The sequence below is a fragment of the Enterococcus larvae genome, assembly GCF_017830045.1.
Lineage (GTDB): Bacteria > Bacillota > Bacilli > Lactobacillales > Enterococcaceae > Enterococcus_L > Enterococcus_L larvae.
Genome location: NZ_JAEDXU010000004.1, coordinates 244,165 through 264,636 on the forward strand (window position 1 = coordinate 244,165; position 20,472 = coordinate 264,636).

The 20,472-nt window shown below is 40.0% G+C and carries 28 protein-coding genes; 5 read left to right on the plus strand and 23 right to left on the minus strand.

The window, feature by feature from the left end; translation table 11 throughout:
- Positions 1-32: 32 nt before the first annotated feature.
- The 16 genes from I6N96_RS09715 to I6N96_RS09790 all read right to left on the minus strand — a co-directional run bounded on the left by I6N96_RS09715 (position 33) and on the right by I6N96_RS09790 (position 7,760).
- The gene (locus tag I6N96_RS09715; protein ID WP_002356214.1) at positions 33-218 is read right to left on the minus strand and encodes a type Z 30S ribosomal protein S14; all 186 of its coding nucleotides are present in this window, start codon (positions 216-218) and stop codon (positions 33-35) included.
- Positions 219-236: 18 nt separating this feature from the next.
- Positions 237-776 (minus strand): 50S ribosomal protein L5, encoded by a 540-nt coding sequence (rplE, locus tag I6N96_RS09720; RefSeq protein WP_202058253.1) that lies wholly within the window; start codon positions 774-776, stop codon positions 237-239.
- 26 nt (positions 777-802) lie between these two features.
- Entirely contained in the window at positions 803-1,114 is a 312-nt protein-coding gene (gene rplX / locus I6N96_RS09725; RefSeq protein WP_209557370.1) for a 50S ribosomal protein L24, read from the minus strand.
- Between the two features lie 34 nt (positions 1,115-1,148).
- The gene (gene rplN / locus I6N96_RS09730; RefSeq protein WP_086349668.1) at positions 1,149-1,517 is read right to left on the minus strand and encodes a 50S ribosomal protein L14; all 369 of its coding nucleotides are present in this window, start codon (positions 1,515-1,517) and stop codon (positions 1,149-1,151) included.
- 59 nt (positions 1,518-1,576) lie between these two features.
- Complete coding sequence (gene rpsQ / locus I6N96_RS09735) at positions 1,577-1,843, minus strand: 30S ribosomal protein S17 (protein WP_010766219.1); 267 nt, start codon at positions 1,841-1,843, stop codon at positions 1,577-1,579.
- A gap of 23 nt (positions 1,844-1,866) precedes the next feature.
- Positions 1,867-2,055 (minus strand): 50S ribosomal protein L29, encoded by a 189-nt coding sequence (gene rpmC / locus I6N96_RS09740; RefSeq protein WP_209557371.1) that lies wholly within the window; start codon positions 2,053-2,055, stop codon positions 1,867-1,869.
- Complete coding sequence (gene rplP, locus I6N96_RS09745; RefSeq protein WP_086349665.1) at positions 2,045-2,479, minus strand: 50S ribosomal protein L16; 435 nt, start codon at positions 2,477-2,479, stop codon at positions 2,045-2,047. Before rplP ends, rpmC begins: the two co-directional genes overlap by 11 nt.
- A 2-nt stretch (positions 2,480-2,481) precedes the next feature.
- A complete protein-coding gene (gene rpsC / locus I6N96_RS09750) occupies positions 2,482-3,138 on the minus strand; it encodes a 30S ribosomal protein S3 (RefSeq protein WP_202058255.1) in 657 nt (218 codons plus the stop codon).
- A 115-nt stretch (positions 3,139-3,253) separates the two neighbouring features.
- Positions 3,254-3,601, minus strand: coding sequence for a 50S ribosomal protein L22 (gene rplV / locus I6N96_RS09755; protein WP_209557372.1), 348 nt, complete (start codon positions 3,599-3,601; stop codon positions 3,254-3,256).
- 23 nt (positions 3,602-3,624) lie between these two features.
- Complete coding sequence (gene rpsS, locus I6N96_RS09760) at positions 3,625-3,903, minus strand: 30S ribosomal protein S19 (RefSeq protein ID WP_010756443.1); 279 nt, start codon at positions 3,901-3,903, stop codon at positions 3,625-3,627.
- An 81-nt stretch (positions 3,904-3,984) separates the two neighbouring features.
- The gene (rplB, locus tag I6N96_RS09765) at positions 3,985-4,815 is read right to left on the minus strand and encodes a 50S ribosomal protein L2 (protein WP_202058261.1); all 831 of its coding nucleotides are present in this window, start codon (positions 4,813-4,815) and stop codon (positions 3,985-3,987) included.
- Between the two features lie 50 nt (positions 4,816-4,865).
- Positions 4,866-5,156, minus strand: a complete 291-nt coding sequence (rplW, locus tag I6N96_RS09770; protein ID WP_202058263.1) for a 50S ribosomal protein L23 — start codon at positions 5,154-5,156, stop codon at positions 4,866-4,868.
- A complete protein-coding gene (gene rplD, locus I6N96_RS09775; RefSeq protein ID WP_209557373.1) occupies positions 5,156-5,779 on the minus strand; it encodes a 50S ribosomal protein L4 in 624 nt (207 codons plus the stop codon). Before rplD ends, rplW begins: the two co-directional genes overlap by 1 nt.
- 25 nt (positions 5,780-5,804) lie before the next feature.
- The gene (rplC, locus tag I6N96_RS09780) at positions 5,805-6,434 is read right to left on the minus strand and encodes a 50S ribosomal protein L3 (RefSeq protein ID WP_202058267.1); all 630 of its coding nucleotides are present in this window, start codon (positions 6,432-6,434) and stop codon (positions 5,805-5,807) included.
- Positions 6,435-6,464: 30 nt separating this feature from the next.
- Entirely contained in the window at positions 6,465-6,773 is a 309-nt protein-coding gene (rpsJ, locus tag I6N96_RS09785) for a 30S ribosomal protein S10 (protein WP_010734471.1), read from the minus strand.
- 471 nt (positions 6,774-7,244) lie between these two features.
- Entirely contained in the window at positions 7,245-7,760 is a 516-nt protein-coding gene (locus I6N96_RS09790; protein ID WP_209557374.1) for a YehR family lipoprotein, read from the minus strand.
- Positions 7,761-8,088: 328 nt separating this feature from the next.
- On the opposite strand from I6N96_RS09790, the gene I6N96_RS09795 reads away from it, so the two are divergent.
- Positions 8,089-8,376 (plus strand): PadR family transcriptional regulator, encoded by a 288-nt coding sequence (locus tag I6N96_RS09795; protein WP_209557492.1) that lies wholly within the window; start codon positions 8,089-8,091, stop codon positions 8,374-8,376.
- Entirely contained in the window at positions 8,373-8,918 is a 546-nt protein-coding gene (locus I6N96_RS09800; protein WP_209557375.1) for a DUF2812 domain-containing protein, read from the plus strand. The genes I6N96_RS09795 and I6N96_RS09800 overlap by 4 nt, the downstream gene beginning before the upstream one ends.
- Before the next feature lie 192 nt (positions 8,919-9,110).
- On the opposite strand, the gene I6N96_RS09805 is transcribed toward I6N96_RS09800, so the two are convergent.
- The 7 genes from I6N96_RS09805 to rpsL all read right to left on the minus strand — a co-directional run bounded on the left by I6N96_RS09805 (position 9,111) and on the right by rpsL (position 17,646).
- The gene (locus I6N96_RS09805; protein WP_209557376.1) at positions 9,111-9,389 is read right to left on the minus strand and encodes a hypothetical protein; all 279 of its coding nucleotides are present in this window, start codon (positions 9,387-9,389) and stop codon (positions 9,111-9,113) included.
- 267 nt (positions 9,390-9,656) lie between these two features.
- Complete coding sequence (locus I6N96_RS09810; protein WP_209557377.1) at positions 9,657-12,062, minus strand: SA1320 family protein; 2,406 nt, start codon at positions 12,060-12,062, stop codon at positions 9,657-9,659.
- 1 nt (position 12,063) lies between these two features.
- Entirely contained in the window at positions 12,064-12,774 is a 711-nt protein-coding gene (locus tag I6N96_RS09815) for a Csa1 family protein (RefSeq protein ID WP_209557378.1), read from the minus strand.
- 349 nt (positions 12,775-13,123) lie between these two features.
- Entirely contained in the window at positions 13,124-14,311 is a 1,188-nt protein-coding gene (tuf, locus tag I6N96_RS09820) for an elongation factor Tu (RefSeq protein WP_086349654.1), read from the minus strand.
- A 213-nt stretch (positions 14,312-14,524) separates the two neighbouring features.
- A complete protein-coding gene (gene fusA, locus I6N96_RS09825; RefSeq protein ID WP_209557379.1) occupies positions 14,525-16,612 on the minus strand; it encodes an elongation factor G in 2,088 nt (695 codons plus the stop codon).
- A gap of 87 nt (positions 16,613-16,699) precedes the next feature.
- On the minus strand, positions 16,700-17,170 hold the full coding sequence (rpsG, locus tag I6N96_RS09830) for a 30S ribosomal protein S7 (protein WP_086349652.1): 471 nt from the start codon (positions 17,168-17,170) through the stop codon (positions 16,700-16,702).
- A 56-nt stretch (positions 17,171-17,226) separates the two neighbouring features.
- Positions 17,227-17,646 carry a 30S ribosomal protein S12 gene (gene rpsL, locus I6N96_RS09835; RefSeq protein ID WP_209557380.1) on the minus strand — a complete coding sequence of 140 codons (420 nt, stop codon included), beginning with the start codon at positions 17,644-17,646 and terminating at the stop codon, positions 17,227-17,229.
- Between the two features lie 330 nt (positions 17,647-17,976).
- On the opposite strand from rpsL, the gene rpiA reads away from it, so the two are divergent.
- The 3 genes from rpiA to gpmA all read left to right on the plus strand — a co-directional run bounded on the left by rpiA (position 17,977) and on the right by gpmA (position 20,382).
- Entirely contained in the window at positions 17,977-18,660 is a 684-nt protein-coding gene (rpiA, locus tag I6N96_RS09840) for a ribose-5-phosphate isomerase RpiA (protein ID WP_209557381.1), read from the plus strand.
- A 59-nt stretch (positions 18,661-18,719) separates the two neighbouring features.
- Positions 18,720-19,310 carry a recombinase family protein gene (locus tag I6N96_RS09845; protein ID WP_209557382.1) on the plus strand — a complete coding sequence of 197 codons (591 nt, stop codon included), beginning with the start codon at positions 18,720-18,722 and terminating at the stop codon, positions 19,308-19,310.
- A gap of 385 nt (positions 19,311-19,695) precedes the next feature.
- On the plus strand, positions 19,696-20,382 hold the full coding sequence (gpmA, locus tag I6N96_RS09850) for a 2,3-diphosphoglycerate-dependent phosphoglycerate mutase (protein WP_209557383.1): 687 nt from the start codon (positions 19,696-19,698) through the stop codon (positions 20,380-20,382).
- The last annotated feature ends 90 nt before the right edge of the window (positions 20,383-20,472 follow it).

Sequence of the window (20,472 nt, forward strand, 5' to 3'; positions counted from 1 at the left end):
ACTAGTTACCTCCTTTATGCAAGTTTACTTGTTTACCAGCTAGCTTTCTTCACGCCGGGAATTTGACCTTTATAGGCAAGTTCGCGGAAGCAAATACGGCAAAGATGAAATTTACGATAAACTGAATGTGGACGTCCGCAACGTTCGCAACGAGTGTAAGCCTGTGTTGAATGTTTAGCTGGGCGTTTGTTTTTAGCAATCATTGATTTTTTAGCCACGTAGTTCGCCTCCTTTTTTTATTTTTGGAATGGCATGCCTAATTGTCCTAACAACTCACGAGATTCTTCATCAGTGTTTGCTGTTGTAACAATAACGATATCCATACCGCGTACTTTATCTACTAAATCATAATCAACTTCTGGGAAGATCAATTGCTCTTTAATACCTAAAGTGTAGTTACCGCGTCCGTCAAAGGCTTTTTTACTGATACCGTGGAAGTCACGTACACGAGGTAGAGAAACTGAAACCAGTTTATCTAAGAATTCATACATTCTTTCTCCGCGTAGTGTTACTTTCGCACCGATCGGCATTCCTTCACGAAGACGGAATCCAGCGATTGATTTCTTTGCTTTAGTGATGATTGGTTTTTGACCTGAGATCAATGCCAATTCTTCAACAGCTTTATCTAAGTTTTTAGCGTTAGATACTGCATCACCGACACCCATGTTGATAACGATCTTTTCAACTTTTGGTGTTTGCATGATTGAACTATAATTGAATTTTTCCATCAATGATGGTGTTACTTCTTTAATATATTTTTCTTTCAGGCGGTTCATTCAATAAGCCCCTCCTTCCTTAAATTCTATTTATCTAAAACTTCACCTGTTTTTTTAGAAACACGTACTTTTTTACCGTCTACTTCTTTAGAACCAATTCTAGTAGCTTCTCCGTTTGAAGGATCGATCACCATTACATTTGAAATGTGGATCGGTGCTTCTACTTCCAGAATACCACCCTGTGGTGACGCCTGACTTGGTTTTTGGTGTTTTTTCATCATGTTAACACCTTCAACGATAACTTTGTCTTTTTTAGGAAACGCTGCTAGCACAACGCCTTCTTTGTTTCTATCTTTACCAGTGATAACTTTAACTTTATCGCCTTTTTTAACAAACATTACTGTTTCGCACCTCCTTTGATAAGTGTCTGGATTATAATACTTCTGGTGCCAGAGAAACGATCTTCATGAAATTGTTTTCACGTAATTCACGTGCAACAGGTCCGAAGATACGAGTGCCGCGCGGGCTTTTATCATCACGGATGATTACCGCAGCATTTTCGTCAAATTTGATATAAGAACCGTCAGGACGACGAGCGCCTGATTTTGTACGAACGATAACGGCTTTAACTACTTCACCTTTTTTGACAACACCACCTGGCGTTGCTTGTTTAACCGTAGCAACAATAACGTCACCAATATTAGCAGTTTTACGACCAGAACCACCAAGGACTTTGATCGTCAGAATTTCACGTGCACCTGAGTTGTCAGCAACTCTTAATCGGCTTTCTTGTTGGATCACGATGTGTATCCCCCTTTCAGATTTTGTACTTCAATCTATATAGGAAAATCTCGTTTTATTTAGATAACAACTGCTTCTTCGACTACCTCTAGTAAACGGAAACGTTTTGTAGCTGATAATGGACGAGTTTCCATGATTCTTACGATGTCTCCAACTTTTGCTGTGTTGTTTTCATCATGAGCTTTGTACTTTTTAGAATATTTCATACGTTTACCATAAATAGGATGGTTTTTCTTTGTTTCTACGACAACAGTGATTGTTTTATCCATCTTGTCTGAAACAACACGACCTTGGTAAACTTTGCGTTGATTTCTTTCTTCAGTCATACGCGTTTGGCCTCCTTCCACTATTAGTTAGCTTGTTCACGCAATACTGTTTTGATGCGTGCAATCGATTGACGTACTTCTTTAATACGTGCAGTGTTTTCTAATTGACCTGTTGCTAATTGGAATCTCAGATTAAACAATTCTTCTTTTAATTGTTTTTCTTGATCAAGCATTTCGGCAGTGGTTAATTCTCTGATATCTTTAACCTTCATTCGATTCACCACCCATTTCCTCACGTTTTACGATCTTAGTTTTAACTGGTAATTTGTGGGATGCAAGGCGAAGTGCTTCACGTGCTACTTCTTCAGGTACACCGGCAATTTCAAACATGATCTTGCCGCGTTTAACTGGAGATACCCAGCCTTCAGGTGCGCCTTTACCTTTACCCATACGAACACCGATCGCTTTACTTGTATAAGATTTGTGAGGGAAAATTTTGATCCACACTTTCCCGCCACGTTTCATATAACGAGTCATAGCGATACGGGCAGCTTCGATTTGACGGTTTGTGATCCAATGAGATTCTACTGCTTGTAATCCCCATTCACCAAACACGACTTCTTTTCCGCCTTTTGCTTCACCGCGCATTTTACCTCTGAACTCACGACGGTGTTTTACACGTTTAGGTACTAACATGCTTATTTCCCTCCTTTCTCAGTGTTTTTTTTCGTTGGAAGAATCTCTCCACGATAGATCCACACTTTTACTCCTAGTTTTCCGTAAGTTGTGTCTGCTTCTTCCCATGCGTAGTCAATATCTGCACGCAATGTATGAAGAGGAACAGTTCCTTCTGAGTATCCTTCTGAACGAGCGATATCCGCACCATTCAAACGACCAGATACTTGTGTTTTGATTCCTTGAGCGCCTGAACGCATTGTGCGTTGGATCGCTTGTTTTTGTGCACGACGGAAAGCTACACGGTTTTCTAATTGACGTGCAATTCCTTCGCCGACTAATTTAGCATCTAAATCTGGTTTTTTGATTTCAATGATGTTGATATGAACTCTTTTACCAGTTAGTTTGTTTAATTCTTTTCTAAGGTTTTCGACTTCAGATCCGCCTTTACCGATAACCATACCTGGTTTAGCTGTGTGGATTGAAATATTCACACGGTTTGCAGCGCGCTCAATCTCAATTGTAGACACAGCGGCATCAGCTAGTTTTTTTGCGATGAATTTACGGATTCTCAAATCTTCGTGCAAGAATTCAGCATACTCTTTTTCAGCATACCATTTTGCATCCCAGTCGCGGATGATGCCTACACGCATTCCAATTGGATGTACTTTTTGACCCACTGATTGTCCCTCCTCTTAATTGTTGACACTTCCTTCTATTGAAAGAAGTTCAGTGCGAGGTGTGGTGTCTATTACTTTTAGGTTCGAAAACACTAAAGTAATAGTTCCGCCTCAATTATTTTTCTGCTACTACTACTGTAATATGACTTGTACGTTTGTTGATTGGTGATGCTGAACCTTTGGCACGTGGACGGAACCGTTTCATAGTTGGTCCTTCGTTAACAAAAGCTTCAGATACAACCAAATTTTCAACGTCTAAGTCAAAGTTGTTTTCTGCGTTAGCAACTGCTGACATTAAAACTTTTTCAATGATTCCAGCAGATTTGTTCGGCATGAATTTCAAAACTGAAATTGCATCCGCAACGCTTTTTCCTCTGATAAGATCGATTACTAAACGTGCTTTACGAGGAGAAGTGCGAACTGTTTTTGCAGTTGCTTTAGCTGATGTGATTTGTTCTGCCATGTTGATATTTCCCTCCCTCAAAATTAACGTCTAGTTTTCTTATCATCGGCAGCATGCCCACGATAAGTTCTAGTTGGTGCGAATTCACCTAATTTATGTCCTACCATGTCTTCTTGGATGTATACAGGAACGTGTTTACGTCCATCATATACAGCAATTGTAAATCCTACAAAATTTGGGAAGATTGTAGAACGACGAGACCAAGTTTTAATAACTTTTTTCTTTTCAGCGCCTTGTTGAGCTTCCACTTTTTTCATCAAATGATCATCAGCGAAAGGCCCTTTCTTTAAACTACGACCCATGGTGAACCTCCTCTCAAAATGTGCGACACATGGTCAATTATATAAATTCTGTTAAACATACAGTTCATAAATTTATATAGATTATTTAGTACGACGACGAACGATAAGTTTGTCTGATTTTGCTTTTTTATTACGAGTTTTGTAACCCAATGCTGGTTGACCCCAAGGTGATACTGGCGCTTTACGTCCGATTGGAGTTTTACCTTCACCACCACCGTGTGGGTGATCGTTAGGGTTCATTACGCTACCACGAACAGTTGGGCGCTTACGCATCCAGCGAGAACGACCGGCTTTACCGATATTGATCAATTCGTGTTGTTCGTTACCTACAGAACCGATTGTTGCACGGCATGCAGCAAGAATCATACGAACTTCGCCTGAGTTCAAGCGGATCAATACGTATTTACCTTCTTTACCAAGTACTTGAGCACTTGTACCAGCTGAACGGATCAATTGTCCGCCTTTACCTGGTTTCATTTCGATATTGTGAACAACAGTACCCACTGGAATGTTTGCCAATGGCAAGCTGTTACCAATTTTAATATCAGATTCAGGACCTGAAACCAGCTTCATGCCAACTTCTAATCCTTTTGGTGCTAAGATGTAAGCTTTCACTCCATCTTCATAGTGTACTAACGCGATGTTAGCTGAACGGTTTGGATCATATTCGATCGTACGAACAGTAGCAACAACGTTGTCTTTGTTACGCTTGAAGTCGATTACACGATATTGACGTTTATGTCCGCCACCTTGGTGACGTACAGTAATACGACCGTGGTTGTTACGACCGGCATTATTTTTTAATGGCTGTAATAACGTTTTTTCTGGTGTTGACGTTGTGATTTCTGCGAAATCAGAAGTTGTCATGTTACGACGGCCATTTGTGGTAGGTTTGTACTTTTTAATCGCCACGTCTTGTTTCCCTCCTACTTTACTTTGATCGTTATTTCATGTTCCACTGATTATTCAGCAGCTTCGAAAATTTGGATTTCTTTTGATTGTTCAGTCAACGTCACAACAGCTTTGCGGCGTTTCTTAGTATATCCTGCATATTTGCCCATGCGTTTGAATTTAGGACGTACGTTGATGATGTTCACGTTTTTCACTTTTACGTCAAACGCAGCTTCAACAGCTTGTTTCACTAAAGTTTTGTTCGCACGAACATCTACTTCAAACGTGTATTTCTTTTCGTCCATAGCAAGCATTGATTTCTCAGTGATCACTGGGCGTTTGATTACGTCTAGTAAGTTCATTATGCAAGCACCTCCTCAAGTTGAGTAAGAGCAGTTTGCGTTGCTAACATTTTTTGGCCTGAAACGATATCCAGAACGCTGATGTTGTCTGAAGTAACAACAGTTACGTTTGATAAGTTACGAGCTGACAATGCTGCAAAGTCATTCTCCGGCTCTACTACCACCAATACTTTTGTATCGATAGACAAGTTAGCAAGAACTTGTTTGAATTCTTTTGTTTTTGGTGCATCAAAGCTCAATGCTTCGATTGCTACCAGGTTGTTTTCAGCAACTTTTTCTGACAATACAGATTTCATTGCTAAACGACGAACTTTCTTAGGAAGTTTGTAGCTGTAAGAACGTGGTGTTGGTCCGAAAACTACGCCACCTCCACGCCATTGTGGTGAACGGATTGAACCTTGACGGGCACGACCTGTTCCTTTTTGACGCCATGGTTTACGACCACCGCCGCGAACAGCACTGCGGTTTTTCACAGCGTGTGTTCCTTGTCTTAATGAAGCGCGCTGCATGATGATTGCATCGTAGACAACACTTTCATTAGGCTCGATTCCGAAGATTTCTTCATTTAAAGTGATTTCACCGTTTTGAGTTCCATCTTGTTTGAATAATGCTACATTCGGCATTCCTTAGTTCCTCCTTTCCTAACGATTATTTAGCTTTCACAGCTGATTTGATTGTAATTAATGATTTTTTAGATCCAGGAATGTTTCCTTTGATTAGGATTACATTTTTCTCTGCATCTACTCTAACGATTTCAAGATTTTGAATCGTTACGCGATCGCCACCCATACGGCCGGCAAGCTTTTTATTTTTAAATACACGGTTAGGTGCTACTGGACCCATTGACCCAGGACGACGATGGTAACGAGAACCGTGGGACATTGGTCCGCGGCTTTGGCCGTGACGTTTGATAACCCCTTGGAATCCTTTACCTTTCGTAGTACCTGTAACATCAACGATGTCACCCGCTTGGAAAACATCTACAGTGATTTCTTCTCCAACTTTATATTCTCCCAGCTCAACATCTTTGAATTCCTTAATGAAGCGCTTAGGAGCCGTGTTTGCTTTTGCAACATGACCTTTCGCTGGTTTGTTCGCTAATACTTCACGTTTGTCTTGGTACCCGACTTGAATCGCTTCGTAGCCGTCTGTTCCGACAGTTTTCACTTGTAGTACTACGTTTGGAGTAGCTTCTACAACTGTTACTGGGATCAATTCACCTGACTCAGTAAAGACCTGCGTCATTCCAACTTTTTTCCCTAAGATTCCTTTGGTCATGAGTACACCTCCATCATCTTAATTTTTTTATTATAGTTTGATTTCAATATTCACACCAGATGGTAAGTCAAGCTTCATTAAAGCATCAACTGTTTTTGGTGTTGGGTTCACAATGTCAATCAGACGTTTGTGAGTACGCATTTCGAATTGTTCGCGTGAATCTTTGTATTTATGTGTCGCACGGATAACTGTGTACAATGAGCGCTCTGTTGGCAATGGAATCGGACCTGATACGCCAGCTCCAGTTCTCTTTGCAGTCTCCACAATTTTGTCCGCCGATTGATCTAAAATACGGTGTTCATACGCTTTTAAACGGATACGAATTTTTTGTTTTGCCATCTTGTTTCCCTCCTTCGCCTATTTTGAAAAGTAGACATGGCTCCACGAAAATCTCCGTCACGCTCGTCCATGGCAAAGCGTCCGGGCGTGTCGCAACCTCTCGTTTCCCAGCCGGTAAATTCTTTTTCAGAATTACCAGTGTATTTACACTTCTGTAAACAGCACCTTTATGATTATATTACAGAAATACATGAATAGCAAGGGTTTTTTCAGACTTTTCACGATTATTTTCACAGCTTTTCATATGCTGGAAATTATTTCAAAAATGTCGAATTTTTGCATAAAATTTCTTGATTGGATCATTTCTTATTCATTCTGTTCTTCCTGCTTATTAAATTTCCATCGAGTAAGTTTTCATCATAGAAGCATGTCTTTTTAGTTCGATCCTCAGTTTTTATTAAGCAAAAAAAGACACATCAGGAAATCCCGATATGTCTTCATTATCTTTTGAGTTGTGTTGCTTCTATAGTATTACTTCTTTTCTGTATATCCTTGCTCCAGCAACAATTCCTTTGATTGCTTCATACTGATGTATTTAACCTTTTGACCTTCTTCTTCTTGGTCATTCAGCGTTCCCATCAAGCTCATGACTTCTTGAATGTCAGCCTTCTCGTAATCCACGGTAACACTCTCAGTCATTTCTTCTTCTTGATAGTCCACTTCATAAGTAACACCATCGATGTCGTATTCTTCTGCAACAAATGAGAACATTTCTTCCGCTTCTTCTTTCGAAGACACACCTAATGATTCGTATTGAATCACAGAATGCGTTTCCTGTTTTACAACTTTATCCCCTTTGTGGGTATAAGTCATTTCGGTTTCAACACCATTTACATTTGCTTCAAATACAGTTGTTGATAACCCATCATCTTTACTCTTACTGCCGTCCTTAGACGTTGCTGCTCCACCAGAAGAACAAGCCGCCGCCAATAAACATACAACCAGTAACATTAACCCCAATAATCCACTTCTTCTTTTTGCTTTCATTTTTTCTCTCCCCAAAATTTTTTCTATCTATATAAACCCTATTAAAGATTCATCACACAAAGATACCTTTTGCTCAAAAGCTATCGCAAATAGAATTGAATCTAGTAACATTTATTCAATAAGATTCATATATATACTATTATCCTAAGGTTTTTCAATAGAGAAAGCAATCCTTTCTTTTCGATTTATTGACAATCTCTGCAAATCGAGTTAATATTGAGCTACGATGTATCGAACCACGATACATCGTAGCTCAATACAAAAGATTGAATAGCGAAGAGAGTTGATTCTATTGATAGAAGAAAAATTGAAGCGAATCTATACTCCTATGACAGAAACGGGTTTTTACATCCTCTATTATTTGCAGGAGGAAAACCATGGCTATGGAATCATCCAGCTTGTCAAAGAAGTAACAAATGAAGAAATCATCATCAGCGCCGGTACGATGTACGGCAGCTTAAGTAAAATGGAAAAAGATGGATTGATCACTGTAACAAAAGAAGAGAATCGAAGAAAATTTTATTTGGTAACTGATTTAGGAAAAGAGATCCTTTTTATCGAAATCAAAAGAATTGAACGATTATACAAAAACAGCATCGGAGTGAAAGCGACATGAAAAAGGAAGAACTTAAATATTTTGGGTTGTCAGATTATTTGGAGGAAGAGCAATATTTGCAAGAACAGCACCGATCAGGGTGGAAAATGACTGGCTCAAAAAAGCTTGGTTGGGTTTTCGTCTTTGAAAAATGCGAGCCGGAAGAATATATTTATCAGCTTGACTTCATCGAGGAGGGACAAGTTGGAGAGGATTACTTTCAACTTTTTGAAGACTGCGGATGGGAATATTTCCATAAATTGAACGGGTGGCACTACTTTAGAAAAAGAAAATCAGAAGATGACAACGAAAACAGTATTTTTAACGATGCTGCTTCAAGAGCAGAAATGGCAAAAAAAGTGATGCGTTCGCAATGGGTTGTTCTTTTGCCAATCCTGATTGTATTCTCTTCTTTTACAAGTACGTTTTCTTATAACTCTGATAGCATATTTTGGATGATTTTTTTCATCATCTATGCTTTCCTTACAGCTGCATTGGTTGTTTTGAGCCTCCGAATCTATTGGAAGCTGAATAAGATCATTGCAGAAAACGAACCCATCTAACGCCGCCAGAGATAACGGTATGCTTTAGCAACCATAAATGTTCTTTCCCCCACGAGCCCTTAATATACAACTCAAAGGTTCTTGGGGGGCGCTTAGTTTCTATCTCATCGCTGTAAACTTATTGATAAGACTTCCTGTCTATTCAACATACTGGATGTACATTGCCAACAATCGCTTTATGGTTGGTGTTGCTCAAAAAAACAGCTCCAGCGTATCCCCATCAGCAAGCTGAATTTTAAAGTGAGGCTCTTGTTGAACCAAAACAAAAAAACTGCTAGCTCTTGCCAAACGCCATTTCTTCACTAGTGAAAAATGTTGGATTCTCTCATAATGGTATGTTTTCACTTTTCTAAAACGAACAACTTCAAGCTCCTGTTCACGCAAATAAACACTATCTTCCTTATAAAGGTACTCAAAGAAAGTAATTATGCACGCAATTGTAAAGACTGCCGCTGTAAGACTCCATCCCATTGCGTTAAACCCATCCTCAGATAAGAAAGACATAAATAAGAAGAAACACAAAAACAACACCCATAACCGAACCCAAAAACATTCCTCGCCTATGAACCGTTTGTCTAAATTCATTCAATTCCATTTTTCACTTTTCCTTTTATAAATAAAGCGGCTTGCAGTCATCACTAAATAGAAAACTCGTCAAACTATCCTCTTACCAACAAGCTCACTTTACGTCGCAGCATTTTACAATATAACACTGCTGCAATCCATATCTAAGCATCCCTATTTTGAACTGACTGTAGGCTTGACCTCTTCAAGCTTAACACCAAAGCAATCCTCAACAAGCTGACCAAAATAGCCCATCAAAGCAATCATCTCATTAATCAGATTAGTAAACTGAGTTATTGCACTCCCTTTAGAAGAATCAAGAAGTTGACCATTCAGAGAATTCAATTCAAACATTATTTTGTTCAGCACTTGGCCAATACCATTCTGAGCAGCTACTATGCAGTCCAATTCCATCGATTTGTAGACACCTTTTTCCACCATCGTTTTAAGATAGTTTTGTAAATCATATACTCTGACAGTAAACGTCTCAGATAAAGCTAATGTACTGTGAAAGATTTCCAATGAAGGTAAAATATCCCTTTCTGCATCAGCAATTGCCTCCACTATTTCAGACGGGAAGGCAGAAGACAGCGCACCGTGATAGTCTTCAATTTCAGTAAATTTCGGCTTCTGTGGTGTAACGATGTCAATATCGCCGTTCTCCATAAAATTATTGACCATCTCTACCTTATCATACTTAGAAGTAATGCTCTTCCCCATCCAGCCATGTATATCTTTCACACTTGTTTCAAAGTCAGTAATATGATCAATAATAGCCGAACACTTTTCGTTAAAACGAGACAACAGATCCCCGTAGTCAGTTACTAGAACCTTAGCCAATTCCATGCTCCGCTCTTCTACCTGCTGATCAAAGGCTGCTAAAACATCGTTTACGTCATCTAAAATTTCCGCCTCTGTTAAATACGCCGTGTAAGTCTCCGGCAGTGCTGTTTTTTCATAAGTGGTCAATGTACCTTGATTCTGGATAGCCTCTCCAATCCATTCATCCATAGCCTCAAAATTTTTCGAAAGCCCCTGCGCAATTTGACTGGTATTATCTAAGCTGTTTTGAAGTTCAATCAAATTATCGCTTTCGACTTGTAAAATTTCAGTTAAAGCCTCTGATATCCCATCCTGCTTCCCTTCACGCAATCCACTTCCTGTAAATACTTTTTTAATTTTCGGTTCCAAACCATTCGTAACTTCCACAAATGCATCACCGATTTTAGAAAGCGTATCATAGGTATAAATTTCTTTCGAACCGCTCCTGCCAGTATAGTCAAACTCACCTGTCGTCTCTATATTATGCTGTAGGACAAAGGCAGAATCTTTCAGCTTTGCTACCGCGTCAATAAAATCTGTATTACTCCAAGTTTCATTATCTGCATACCACCTTCGATTCCCGCTTGCTCCCCATTCATCAAACTTCCGAGTGATAGAATAGGCATCGAAACTTTTTAGGGTTGCTAATATATCCGTCTTCTTTTCTATTTTCGCAAAGGATTCATTGATTCCAGACAACAACTGATTTAATGATGCTGCTTCCAATTCGCTCACTATTTCCGCAGATAACGTATCATGCCTGCCTTCCAAATCATTTTTTATCTGATCATTCTTGTTTATACATTCAGCAATAGCAGAATGAATCCATCCGAGATCTTCCACGCGCATAGTCGTTAGATTTAGCCCCAAGAACCACAGTGATTGCGAATCGACACTAACCGCCATTCCTGCTCCGCCGACGCTTCCCGGAGAAGCCAAAAGATTTTTTGGAAGCAGTTGTTTAGGATCAAGCAACAAGTCCGGTATTCCATCCTTATCGAAATCCAGTGAAAAACCTAACTTCCCTTCTACAAATCCTTTTTCCATGGTCAAAATCATCATGATATACTCTTGTTCATCTTGTTTAAGAAAATCTTTTCGGTCGTGCCCGCTGCCATTATGAAGTGTGTAACGCTCACCTAGATAAGTCCCTCCAAGAAAATCACTTAACGGATTAAGCCAATCATCCGACGACACAAATTGAATGATTCTTCCATCATGATCGGCAGCGTATTGATCCATAATGCCGCTTAGCATGCTAATGAATAGCGGATTGATGTAAACCGGCGCTGCATTATAAGTCACAGTCATCGGAATGCCATGTTGGAGAGCGACAAGAACTGACAAACAACCACCAAGAGAATGGCCTGTTGCTGTCGTGACTGTATATCCACCTTCTTTCAAGCTATTAAGAAACGCATTCGCTTCACTCATGAAGGGAGAATTCGGATTAATTCCTGTCACACCAATCCCAATACCATCAGCAAAAAGATCCTTGCCGCTTTCTAAAAGACCGTTATCGAGATTTGTTCCAGCAAATCCAACAATTGTTTCCCCAGTATTCACATCGTAAAAAGCACAACCGCTCGTACCAGAGCCTTTATCATAGAAAGCATTTACTAAGTTGAGATTGGCAGGAAACTGTCCGCTATTCTTTCTATCGTTTATTAACGCTTCAATTTGCGCTATGCTTTTCCCTTGATAAAGCCAGTTTTCAATCATATAAGAAATATCTGATATATAGCTTGTATTCTCCATTTTATTCCCCCTCCGTGACTTTCAACGAAGAAGGTATGAATGAAATACTCTCATCAACCGTATAATCATTTGATGTACCAAAGCTTATACTCAAATGTCTGGAAGAATGTTGCTCCCAACCATCTTTTCCGTCTCCTTCAATTAACAAGGAGGGCGTCTCACCAGCCGTTTCTCTATATGCTCCTTCTACAGCGACCAGCATCCGCTCCTCTTTTTCTAATTGGTATTTAACAAAGCAAATGGCTGTTTGTTCATTGTACCTGGCATCCAATACATCCAAGGAATTCAGAAAACTATTGCCAAGCTCTACATATTGGATAAGGAATTTATAGTTCGCCATTTCTTCTGGCAGTGTTTGCTCATCCGCTGACACAATCTGATCATGATCATACTTTATTGCTATTTTTTTGATTTCCCGGCCACCGGGAGTATCACCAAAAATGGAGTAATAATAATATCCCTCTGCATTTCGAGTATTTTTATTAAAGTCAAGTGTGACTCTATGACTATGAAGCTCATCATCTTGCTCATAACTGTAACCAGAGCTTATAACCCACACCCCTTGATCATCTTCAGCAAACGCCTCATCTCTGGAACCTTCAAGATCATAAAACTCCGTTAGATCCTTCATCGGATAAAGAGAAGTGAAATCCCTCAGCTGCTTTTGAGCATTCTCCTTTGCTTGATTCCCGCAACCACCCATCATTGTCATAAAAAAAATACCTCCTATTAGTAATACTATTTTTGTCTTCATTTATTTCTCCTTGATAAAAAAATATTTTTACCCACAATTTCTTTTATAGTAAATAAAATTATACGTTATATCACTTCCTCAATCAAGATACAGTTCATAATGTTATGCAAACTTCATCCAAAGGCAATTATCATATCTTTCAAATCCATTTGAAAATCATTCCGTTCTTACGAAAAACTTTTATAATATAACAGGAGAATTATTTTCTAGACATACAAAAAAGACCTTGAAGAAATTCTTCAAGGTCTTACGTCCGAGTACACCGACTTTTCCAAGTCAGATTTAATGCATATATTTTAATCGAAAATTATTTAACGATTTCAGATACAACGCCTGAACCAACAGTACGTCCGCCTTCACGAATAGAGAAACGAGTTCCGTCTTCAATCGCGATTGGATGGATAAGTTCAACGTCCATAGCTACGTTATCACCAGGCATTACCATTTCAGTTCCTTCTGGCAATTCAACTACACCAGTTACGTCAGTTGTACGGAAGTAGAACTGAGGACGGTAGTTAGTGAAGAATGGAGTATGACGTCCACCTTCTTCTTTTGATAATACGTAAACTTCTGCTTTAAATTTAGTATGTGGAGTGATTGAAGCTGGTTTAGCCAATACTTGTCCACGTTCGATGTCTTCACGTGCTACACCACGTAGTAAAGCACCGATGTTGTCGCCTGCTTCAGCGTAATCCAACAATTTACGGAACATTTCAACACCTGTAACAGTTGTTTTAGATGTTTCTTCTTGGATACCAACGATTTCGATTTCGTCACCAACGCGAACTTGTCCACGTTCAACACGACCTGTAGCAACAGTACCACGACCAGTGATTGAGAATACATCCTCAACTGGCATCATGAATGGTTTGTCAGTGTCACGTTCTGGAGTTGGGATATACTCGTCAACTGCAGCCATCAATTCAAGAATTTTTTCTTCGTATGAAGCGTCTCCTTCAAGAGCTTTCAACGCAGAACCAGCGATAACTGGAGTGTCATCACCTGGGAAGTCGTATTCTGACAACAGGTCACGAACTTCCATTTCTACTAATTCAAGTAATTCTTCGTCATCTACCATATCCATTTTGTTTAAGAAAACAACGATGTATGGTACACCAACGTTACGAGACAACAGGATGTGCTCACGAGTTTGAGGCATAGGGCCATCAGCAGCAGATACTACTAAGATAGCTCCATCCATTTGTGCAGCACCAGTGATCATGTTCTTAACGTAGTCCGCGTGTCCTGGGCAGTCAACGTGCGCATAGTGACGTGCGTCTGTTTCGTACTCGATGTGAGACGTGTTGATTGTGATTCCACGTTCTTTTTCTTCCGGAGCGTTATCGATATCAGCATAGCTTGCAGCTTCTCCGCCACCAGCTTTAGCTAGTACAGTTGCAATTGCAGCAGTTAATGTAGTTTTACCATGGTCAACGTGTCCGATAGTACCAATGTTTACATGGGGTTTAGAACGGTCAAATTTTTCTTTAGCCATTTTAAAATGTTCCTCCTAAAATCAATTGATTATTTTTTTATCTGATAGGCAGTTCAACGACTGCCTGATCATCTTTAATTATTTTACCTGAAATCCTGAAAAAAGCCTAGTCTAAAAGCAGACCCTTTAAGAAAATTGAATATACAATCATTTTCAAGCTGTCGTTTTGGTTATGCCCTCAACGAATCAGTACTTAAAAATCAATCGCATTTATTATTCAGATTTCCCGCCGTTTTTCTTGATGATTTCTTCTTGGATAGACTTAGGTACATCTTCATAGTGGTCAAATACCATCATAAATGTTCCGCGTCCTTGTGTTGCTGAACGTAGTGTAGTTGCATATCCGAACATTTCAGCCAATGGAACGATCGCATTAACGATCTGTGAGTTACCATGAGCTTCCATACCTTCAACACGTCCACGACGACTTGTTACGTGTCCCATGATATCACCTAAGTAATCTTCCGGTACAGTAACTGTAACTTTCATCATCGGTTCTAGAATTGCCGGATTTGCTTTCTTAGCTGCAGCACGAAGTGCCATAGAAGCAGCTACACGGAAGGCAGTTTCATTGGAATCGACATCATGGTAAGAACCATCATAAAGCTTCGCTTTGATATCAACCAATGGATAACCAGCAAGAACACCGTTGTTCATTGCTTCTGATAATCCTTTTTCAACAGCAGGGATGTATTCACGAGGAACCACACCACCAACGATTGCGTTTTCGAATTCGAAGCCTTTACCTTCTTCGTTCGGTGTAAACTCAACCCATACGTGACCGTATTGACCTTTACCACCAGACTGACGGACAAATTTACCTTCAGCTTGAGTAAGAGGCGCACGGAATGTTTCACGGTATGATACTTGAGGAGCACCAACGTTGGCTTCAACTTTGAATTCACGTCTCATTCTGTCTACCAATACGTCCAAGTGAAGTTCTCCCATACCTGAGATAACTGTTTCACCTGTTTCAACGTTTGTTTCAACACGGAATGAAGGATCTTCTTCTGCAAGTTTTTGCAGAGCCACACCCATTTTATCTTGGTCAGCTTTTGATTTAGGCTCAACAGCAACCTGGATAACTGGTTCTGGGAATTCGATAGACTCAAGAATAACCGGCGCGTCTAACGCACACAATGTATCTCCAGTAGTAGTATCTTTCAGACCTACCGCAGCAGCGATATCTCCTGAATATACTTTATCGATTTCTTTACGTGTGTTTGCATGCATCTGCAGGATACGACCGATACGCTCTTTTTTGTCTTTAGAAGCGTTCAATACATATGAACCACTTTCAAGGACACCAGAGTATACACGGAAGAATGTCAGACGACCTACGAATGGATCAGTCATAACTTTAAATGCCAATGAAGCAAATGGACCTTCGTCATCAGCCGGACGAGTTGTTTCTTCGTCTGTCTTCACATCCACACCTTTGATAGCGTCGATGTCAAGTGGTGACGGCAGGTAGTCAAGTACTGCATCAAGCATCAATTGAACACCTTTATTTTTGAAGGCTGAACCAGCTAATACTGGGAAGAATTCAACTCTGATTGTCGCTGCACGGATACCCGCTTTCAGCTCTTCTTCAGTGATTTCTTCACCTTCAAGATATTTCATCATCAAGTCTTCGTCTGTTTCAGCAACAGCTTCAACCAATTTTTCGCGCCATTCAGTTGCTAAGTCCATATAATCTTCTGGAATCTCAGTTTCTTGAATGTCTGTTCCCAAATCGTTTGTGTAGATTTCCGCTTTCATCTTAACTAGGTCAATGATTCCAGTGAAGTCATCTTCAGCACCGATTGGTAATTGAATTGGGTGAGCGTTCGCTTGTAAACGGTCATGTAGTGAGTTTACTGAATATAAGAAGTCCGCACCGATCTTATCCATTTTGTTACAGAATACGATACGTGGTACTTTATACTCAGTAGCCTGACGCCAAACTGTTTCCGTTTGAGGCTCAACACCTGATTGTGAATCAAGAACTGTTACCGCGCCATCCAATACACGCAATGAACGTTGTACTTCGATTGTGAAGTCCACGTGTCCTGGTGTATCGATGATGTTTACACGGAAGCCATTCCATTCTGCCGTTGTCGCAGCAGATGTGATGGTAATACCACGTTCTTGTTCCTGTTCCATCCAGTCCATCTGTGAAGCACCTTCGTGCGTTTCACCGATTTTATGGATTTTACCAGTATAGTAAAGGATACGCTCTGTTGTTGTTGTTTTACCAGCATCAACGTGAGCCATGATCCCTATATTACGAGTTTTTTCCAGTGAAAATTCTCTTGCCATCTCAGCTTGTATCTCCTCTCTCTAGTAAAATCAATGGTAAATAACTATTCTGCCATACTCATTTTAATGGTGTATGCAGAGAGGGTCTTACCAGCGATAATGTGCAAACGCACGGTTGGCATCTGCCATTTTATGTGTGTCTTCACGTTTCTTAACTGAAGCGCCAGTGTTATTGGCAGCATCCATCAATTCTTTCGCAAGACGTTGTTCCATTGTGTGCTCTCCACGCAGACGTGCGTAGTTAACAACCCAACGAAGACCTAAAGTCGTACGACGTTCCGGACGAACTTCAACCGGTACTTGATAGTTAGAACCCCCAACACGGCGAGCTTTTACTTCAAGAACAGGCATAACATTCTTCATTGCTTGTTCAAAAACTTCCAATGGATCGTTACCTGTAGATTCTTTGATGATATCAAATGAATTATAGATAATATTAGCAGCAATCCCGCGTTTACCGTCAACCATTACACGGTTGATCAAGCGAGTTACTAATTTTGAGTTATAAATTGGATCTGGTAAAACATCACGTTTTGCAACAGGACCTTTACGAGGCATCCGTAACTCCTCCTTCCAAACTATATTCTTTTTGTAATATATGAGTTAATGTCAAATTAATTAGCAGCTTTAGGTCTCTTAGTACCATATTTAGAGCGGCTTTGTTTACGGTCAGTAACACCGGCAGTATCAAGCGCACCACGAACGATATGGTAACGTACCCCTGGTAAATCCTTTACACGTCCACCACGCAGCAATACAACACTATGTTCTTGCAGGTTATGGCCGATCCCTGGGATATAAGCTGTAACTTCGATTAGGTTTGACAAACGAACACGGGCATATTTACGCAAAGCTGAGTTCGGTTTTTTAGGTGTCATTGTTCCCACACGTGTACATACCCCACGTTTTTGCGGTGAGTTCACGTTTGTTTGAGTTTTCTTAAAGCTATTATATCCTTTGTTCAACGCTGGTGAAGTAGATTTCTCCACCTTTGATTTACGAGGCTTACGTACTAATTGGTTAATTGTAGGCATTCCTTGTTTTCCTCCTTCCTCAATTCGCTTCTAGTCCCACACATCCAGGTGGTTCTTTTTTCGCGATAAAAAATAATGCATTCATGCATCCTTTATCAAATATGCTTTGATAGACAGTCAGCACGTCTCTTTAAGAGACCTGTACATAAAGCACCTTTGCTAGAATATCATGATAATCTATAGCTGTCAACCTTTTCCTAAGTTTTTCCGCCATGTTTTTTGACCTTCTTTTTTTTAATTAAAATTTACTTCATTTATGAAATCGTTCTATCTTTTCCCTTGGAGAAACGGTACAATTATTTTGATAAAACGAAAGGAGCAGGCACTGAAATGAATCTTAAGCAAATGGCTGGTATTGAAGCATCAACGTACGTAAAAAACGGTATGATCGTCGGGCTTGGTACAGGCTCGACAGCAAAGTATATGGTTGACGAAATCGGACGTAGAGTAAAAGAAGAAAATCTCGAAATCATCGGCGTCACTACTTCGAAAGCAACAGAGAAGCAGGCATTGGAACTTGGTATCCCTTTAAAAAGCATCGACGAGGTTCCTTATGTAGACGTTACGATCGATGGAGCAGATGAAGTCAGTGCTGATTTCCATGGCATAAAAGGCGGTGGTGCCGCTCTGCTTTTCGAGAAAATCGTTGCCACCTACTCTAAAAAGAATATATGGATCGTTGACGAATCAAAGCAGGTTGAAAAACTAGGCGCTTTTCCATTACCAGTGGAAGTCATTCCTTACGGCAGTCAGCAATTGATGCGTATTTTCGAAGAGAAAGGCTTTCATCCTACCCTTCGTGAGACAGATGAACATACTACACTTGTGACAGACGGTGGTCACCATATCATCGATCTTCATCTGGATGTAATAGAAGACCCTCTTGCATTAGGAGATTATCTGGATCGATTAGTAGGCGTAGTTGAACATGGACTCTTTTTACAGGTTGTTTCTACTGTGATCATCGGCAGCGAAGCAGGGCCGAAAACGATTCACAATCCAAATGCAGAATAATTTGACACTAAATAACAGTGTCAGCTATCAGTGAAAATAATCTATAGGAGAAAGACGCAATGAATTTAATCGGTTATGCGCGAACAACAATCAATGAAAATGATTTAGATGCACAGCTCTCTCTCTTATCGAAATTCGGCTGTGACAAAATCTATCAGGAGACCTTTGAGCTTACCGGCGACAGAGCCTGTGCTTCTTTACTTGATTCAGTGGTTGCTGATTTGGAAGAGGACGATACACTGGTGATCTGCCGCTTGAACTATCTGGGCAAATCTACAAGACAGTTAACAGAATTAACGCAATTATTCGAAACGAACAATATTCATCTTGTCAGCTTAGAAGAAAACATAGATACTCGAGGTATAGAAGGCACAGTCTATTTTCGATTAATGGACGGACTGGCTCGCATGGAATGCGAACTGCTGAAGGAACGGACCTTAGTGGGATTAACAAACGCCCGCAAAAAAGGGAAAGTCGGCGGGCGACCAAAGACAAATAAAAAAACGGTTCTTAAAATTCGGAAAATGTACTACGAAAAGCAGGAAACAGTTCAAGCCATTGCAACGAAATGCAACGTCTCTTTGGGTACTTGCTACAAATACATCAATTTATCCGAAGAGGATCTTAAGAAACTGACCAGTCCCTCTTAACCCTTATTGCATTAGCTAATTTAGGATGCAGCACTCGTCGATGTGACCGTGCTGCATCTTTTTCCATCTCAATCAACCAAGCCTTTGCTGATTTTAAATAGAACAAGACAACATTTCTTCGCCCCCATTTACATCCCACCAATGCTTCGCCATATCAGTTCCCTGTCTTATATAATTGATTCTGCTTTAATATAGTAGTTTTTCTAATGCCAAGTCCAATTATTTTCAGTATATTTACACAAAAACCAGACGTTTTTATTTCTCTTTTATACTTTTTCACTTAAATTCTACCCTTTCATGAATTTTCATTGGAAATTGCTAATGAAACATTGTACAATAAACAAGGAATGAAATTTTCAGAAACTATATACAAAGGAGACTTATCATGCCAAAATTAGTTTTTTCTCGTCACGGACTAAGTGAATGGAATGCATTAAACCAATTTACTGGATGGGTTGATGTAGATTTAGCACCAGAAGGTATCGAAGAAGCAGTCGAAGGCGGACGTAAAATCAAAGAAGCCGGAATCGAATTTGATATTGCTTACACTTCAGTTTTGAAGCGCGCAATCAAAACATGTAACCTATTATTGGAAAACTCAGATCAACTATGGGTTCCACAAGTAAAATCATGGCGCTTAAATGAACGTCACTATGGTAAATTGCAAGGATTGAACAAAAAAGAAACCGCTGAAAAATATGGAGACGAACAGGTTCATATCTGGCGTCGTTCTTACGACACTCTTCCTCCACTATTGGAAGCAACTGATCCTGAATCAGCAGCTAACGACCGTCGTTATGCAATGCTTGATCAACGTGATGTACCAGGCGGAGAAAACCTGAAAGTTACTTTGGAACGTGCATTGCCTTTCTGGCAAGATGAAATCGCTCCTGCTTTACTAGATAACAAAACTGTTTTAGTTGCAGCACACGGTAACTCTTTACGTGCATTAGCTAAACACATCGAAGGAATCTCTGATGATGACATCATGGATCTTGAAATCCCAACTGGTCAGCCTCTTGTTTATGATTTGAACGATGATTTGACAGTTGCGAAGAAATACTACTTATAAGCAAAGAAAAACCTCGTTCTGAGTAAATCAGAACGAGGTTTTTTATTGTAGTTAAAGGAGCTGCTGAAATCTTGCGGCGCCTATGCTGCG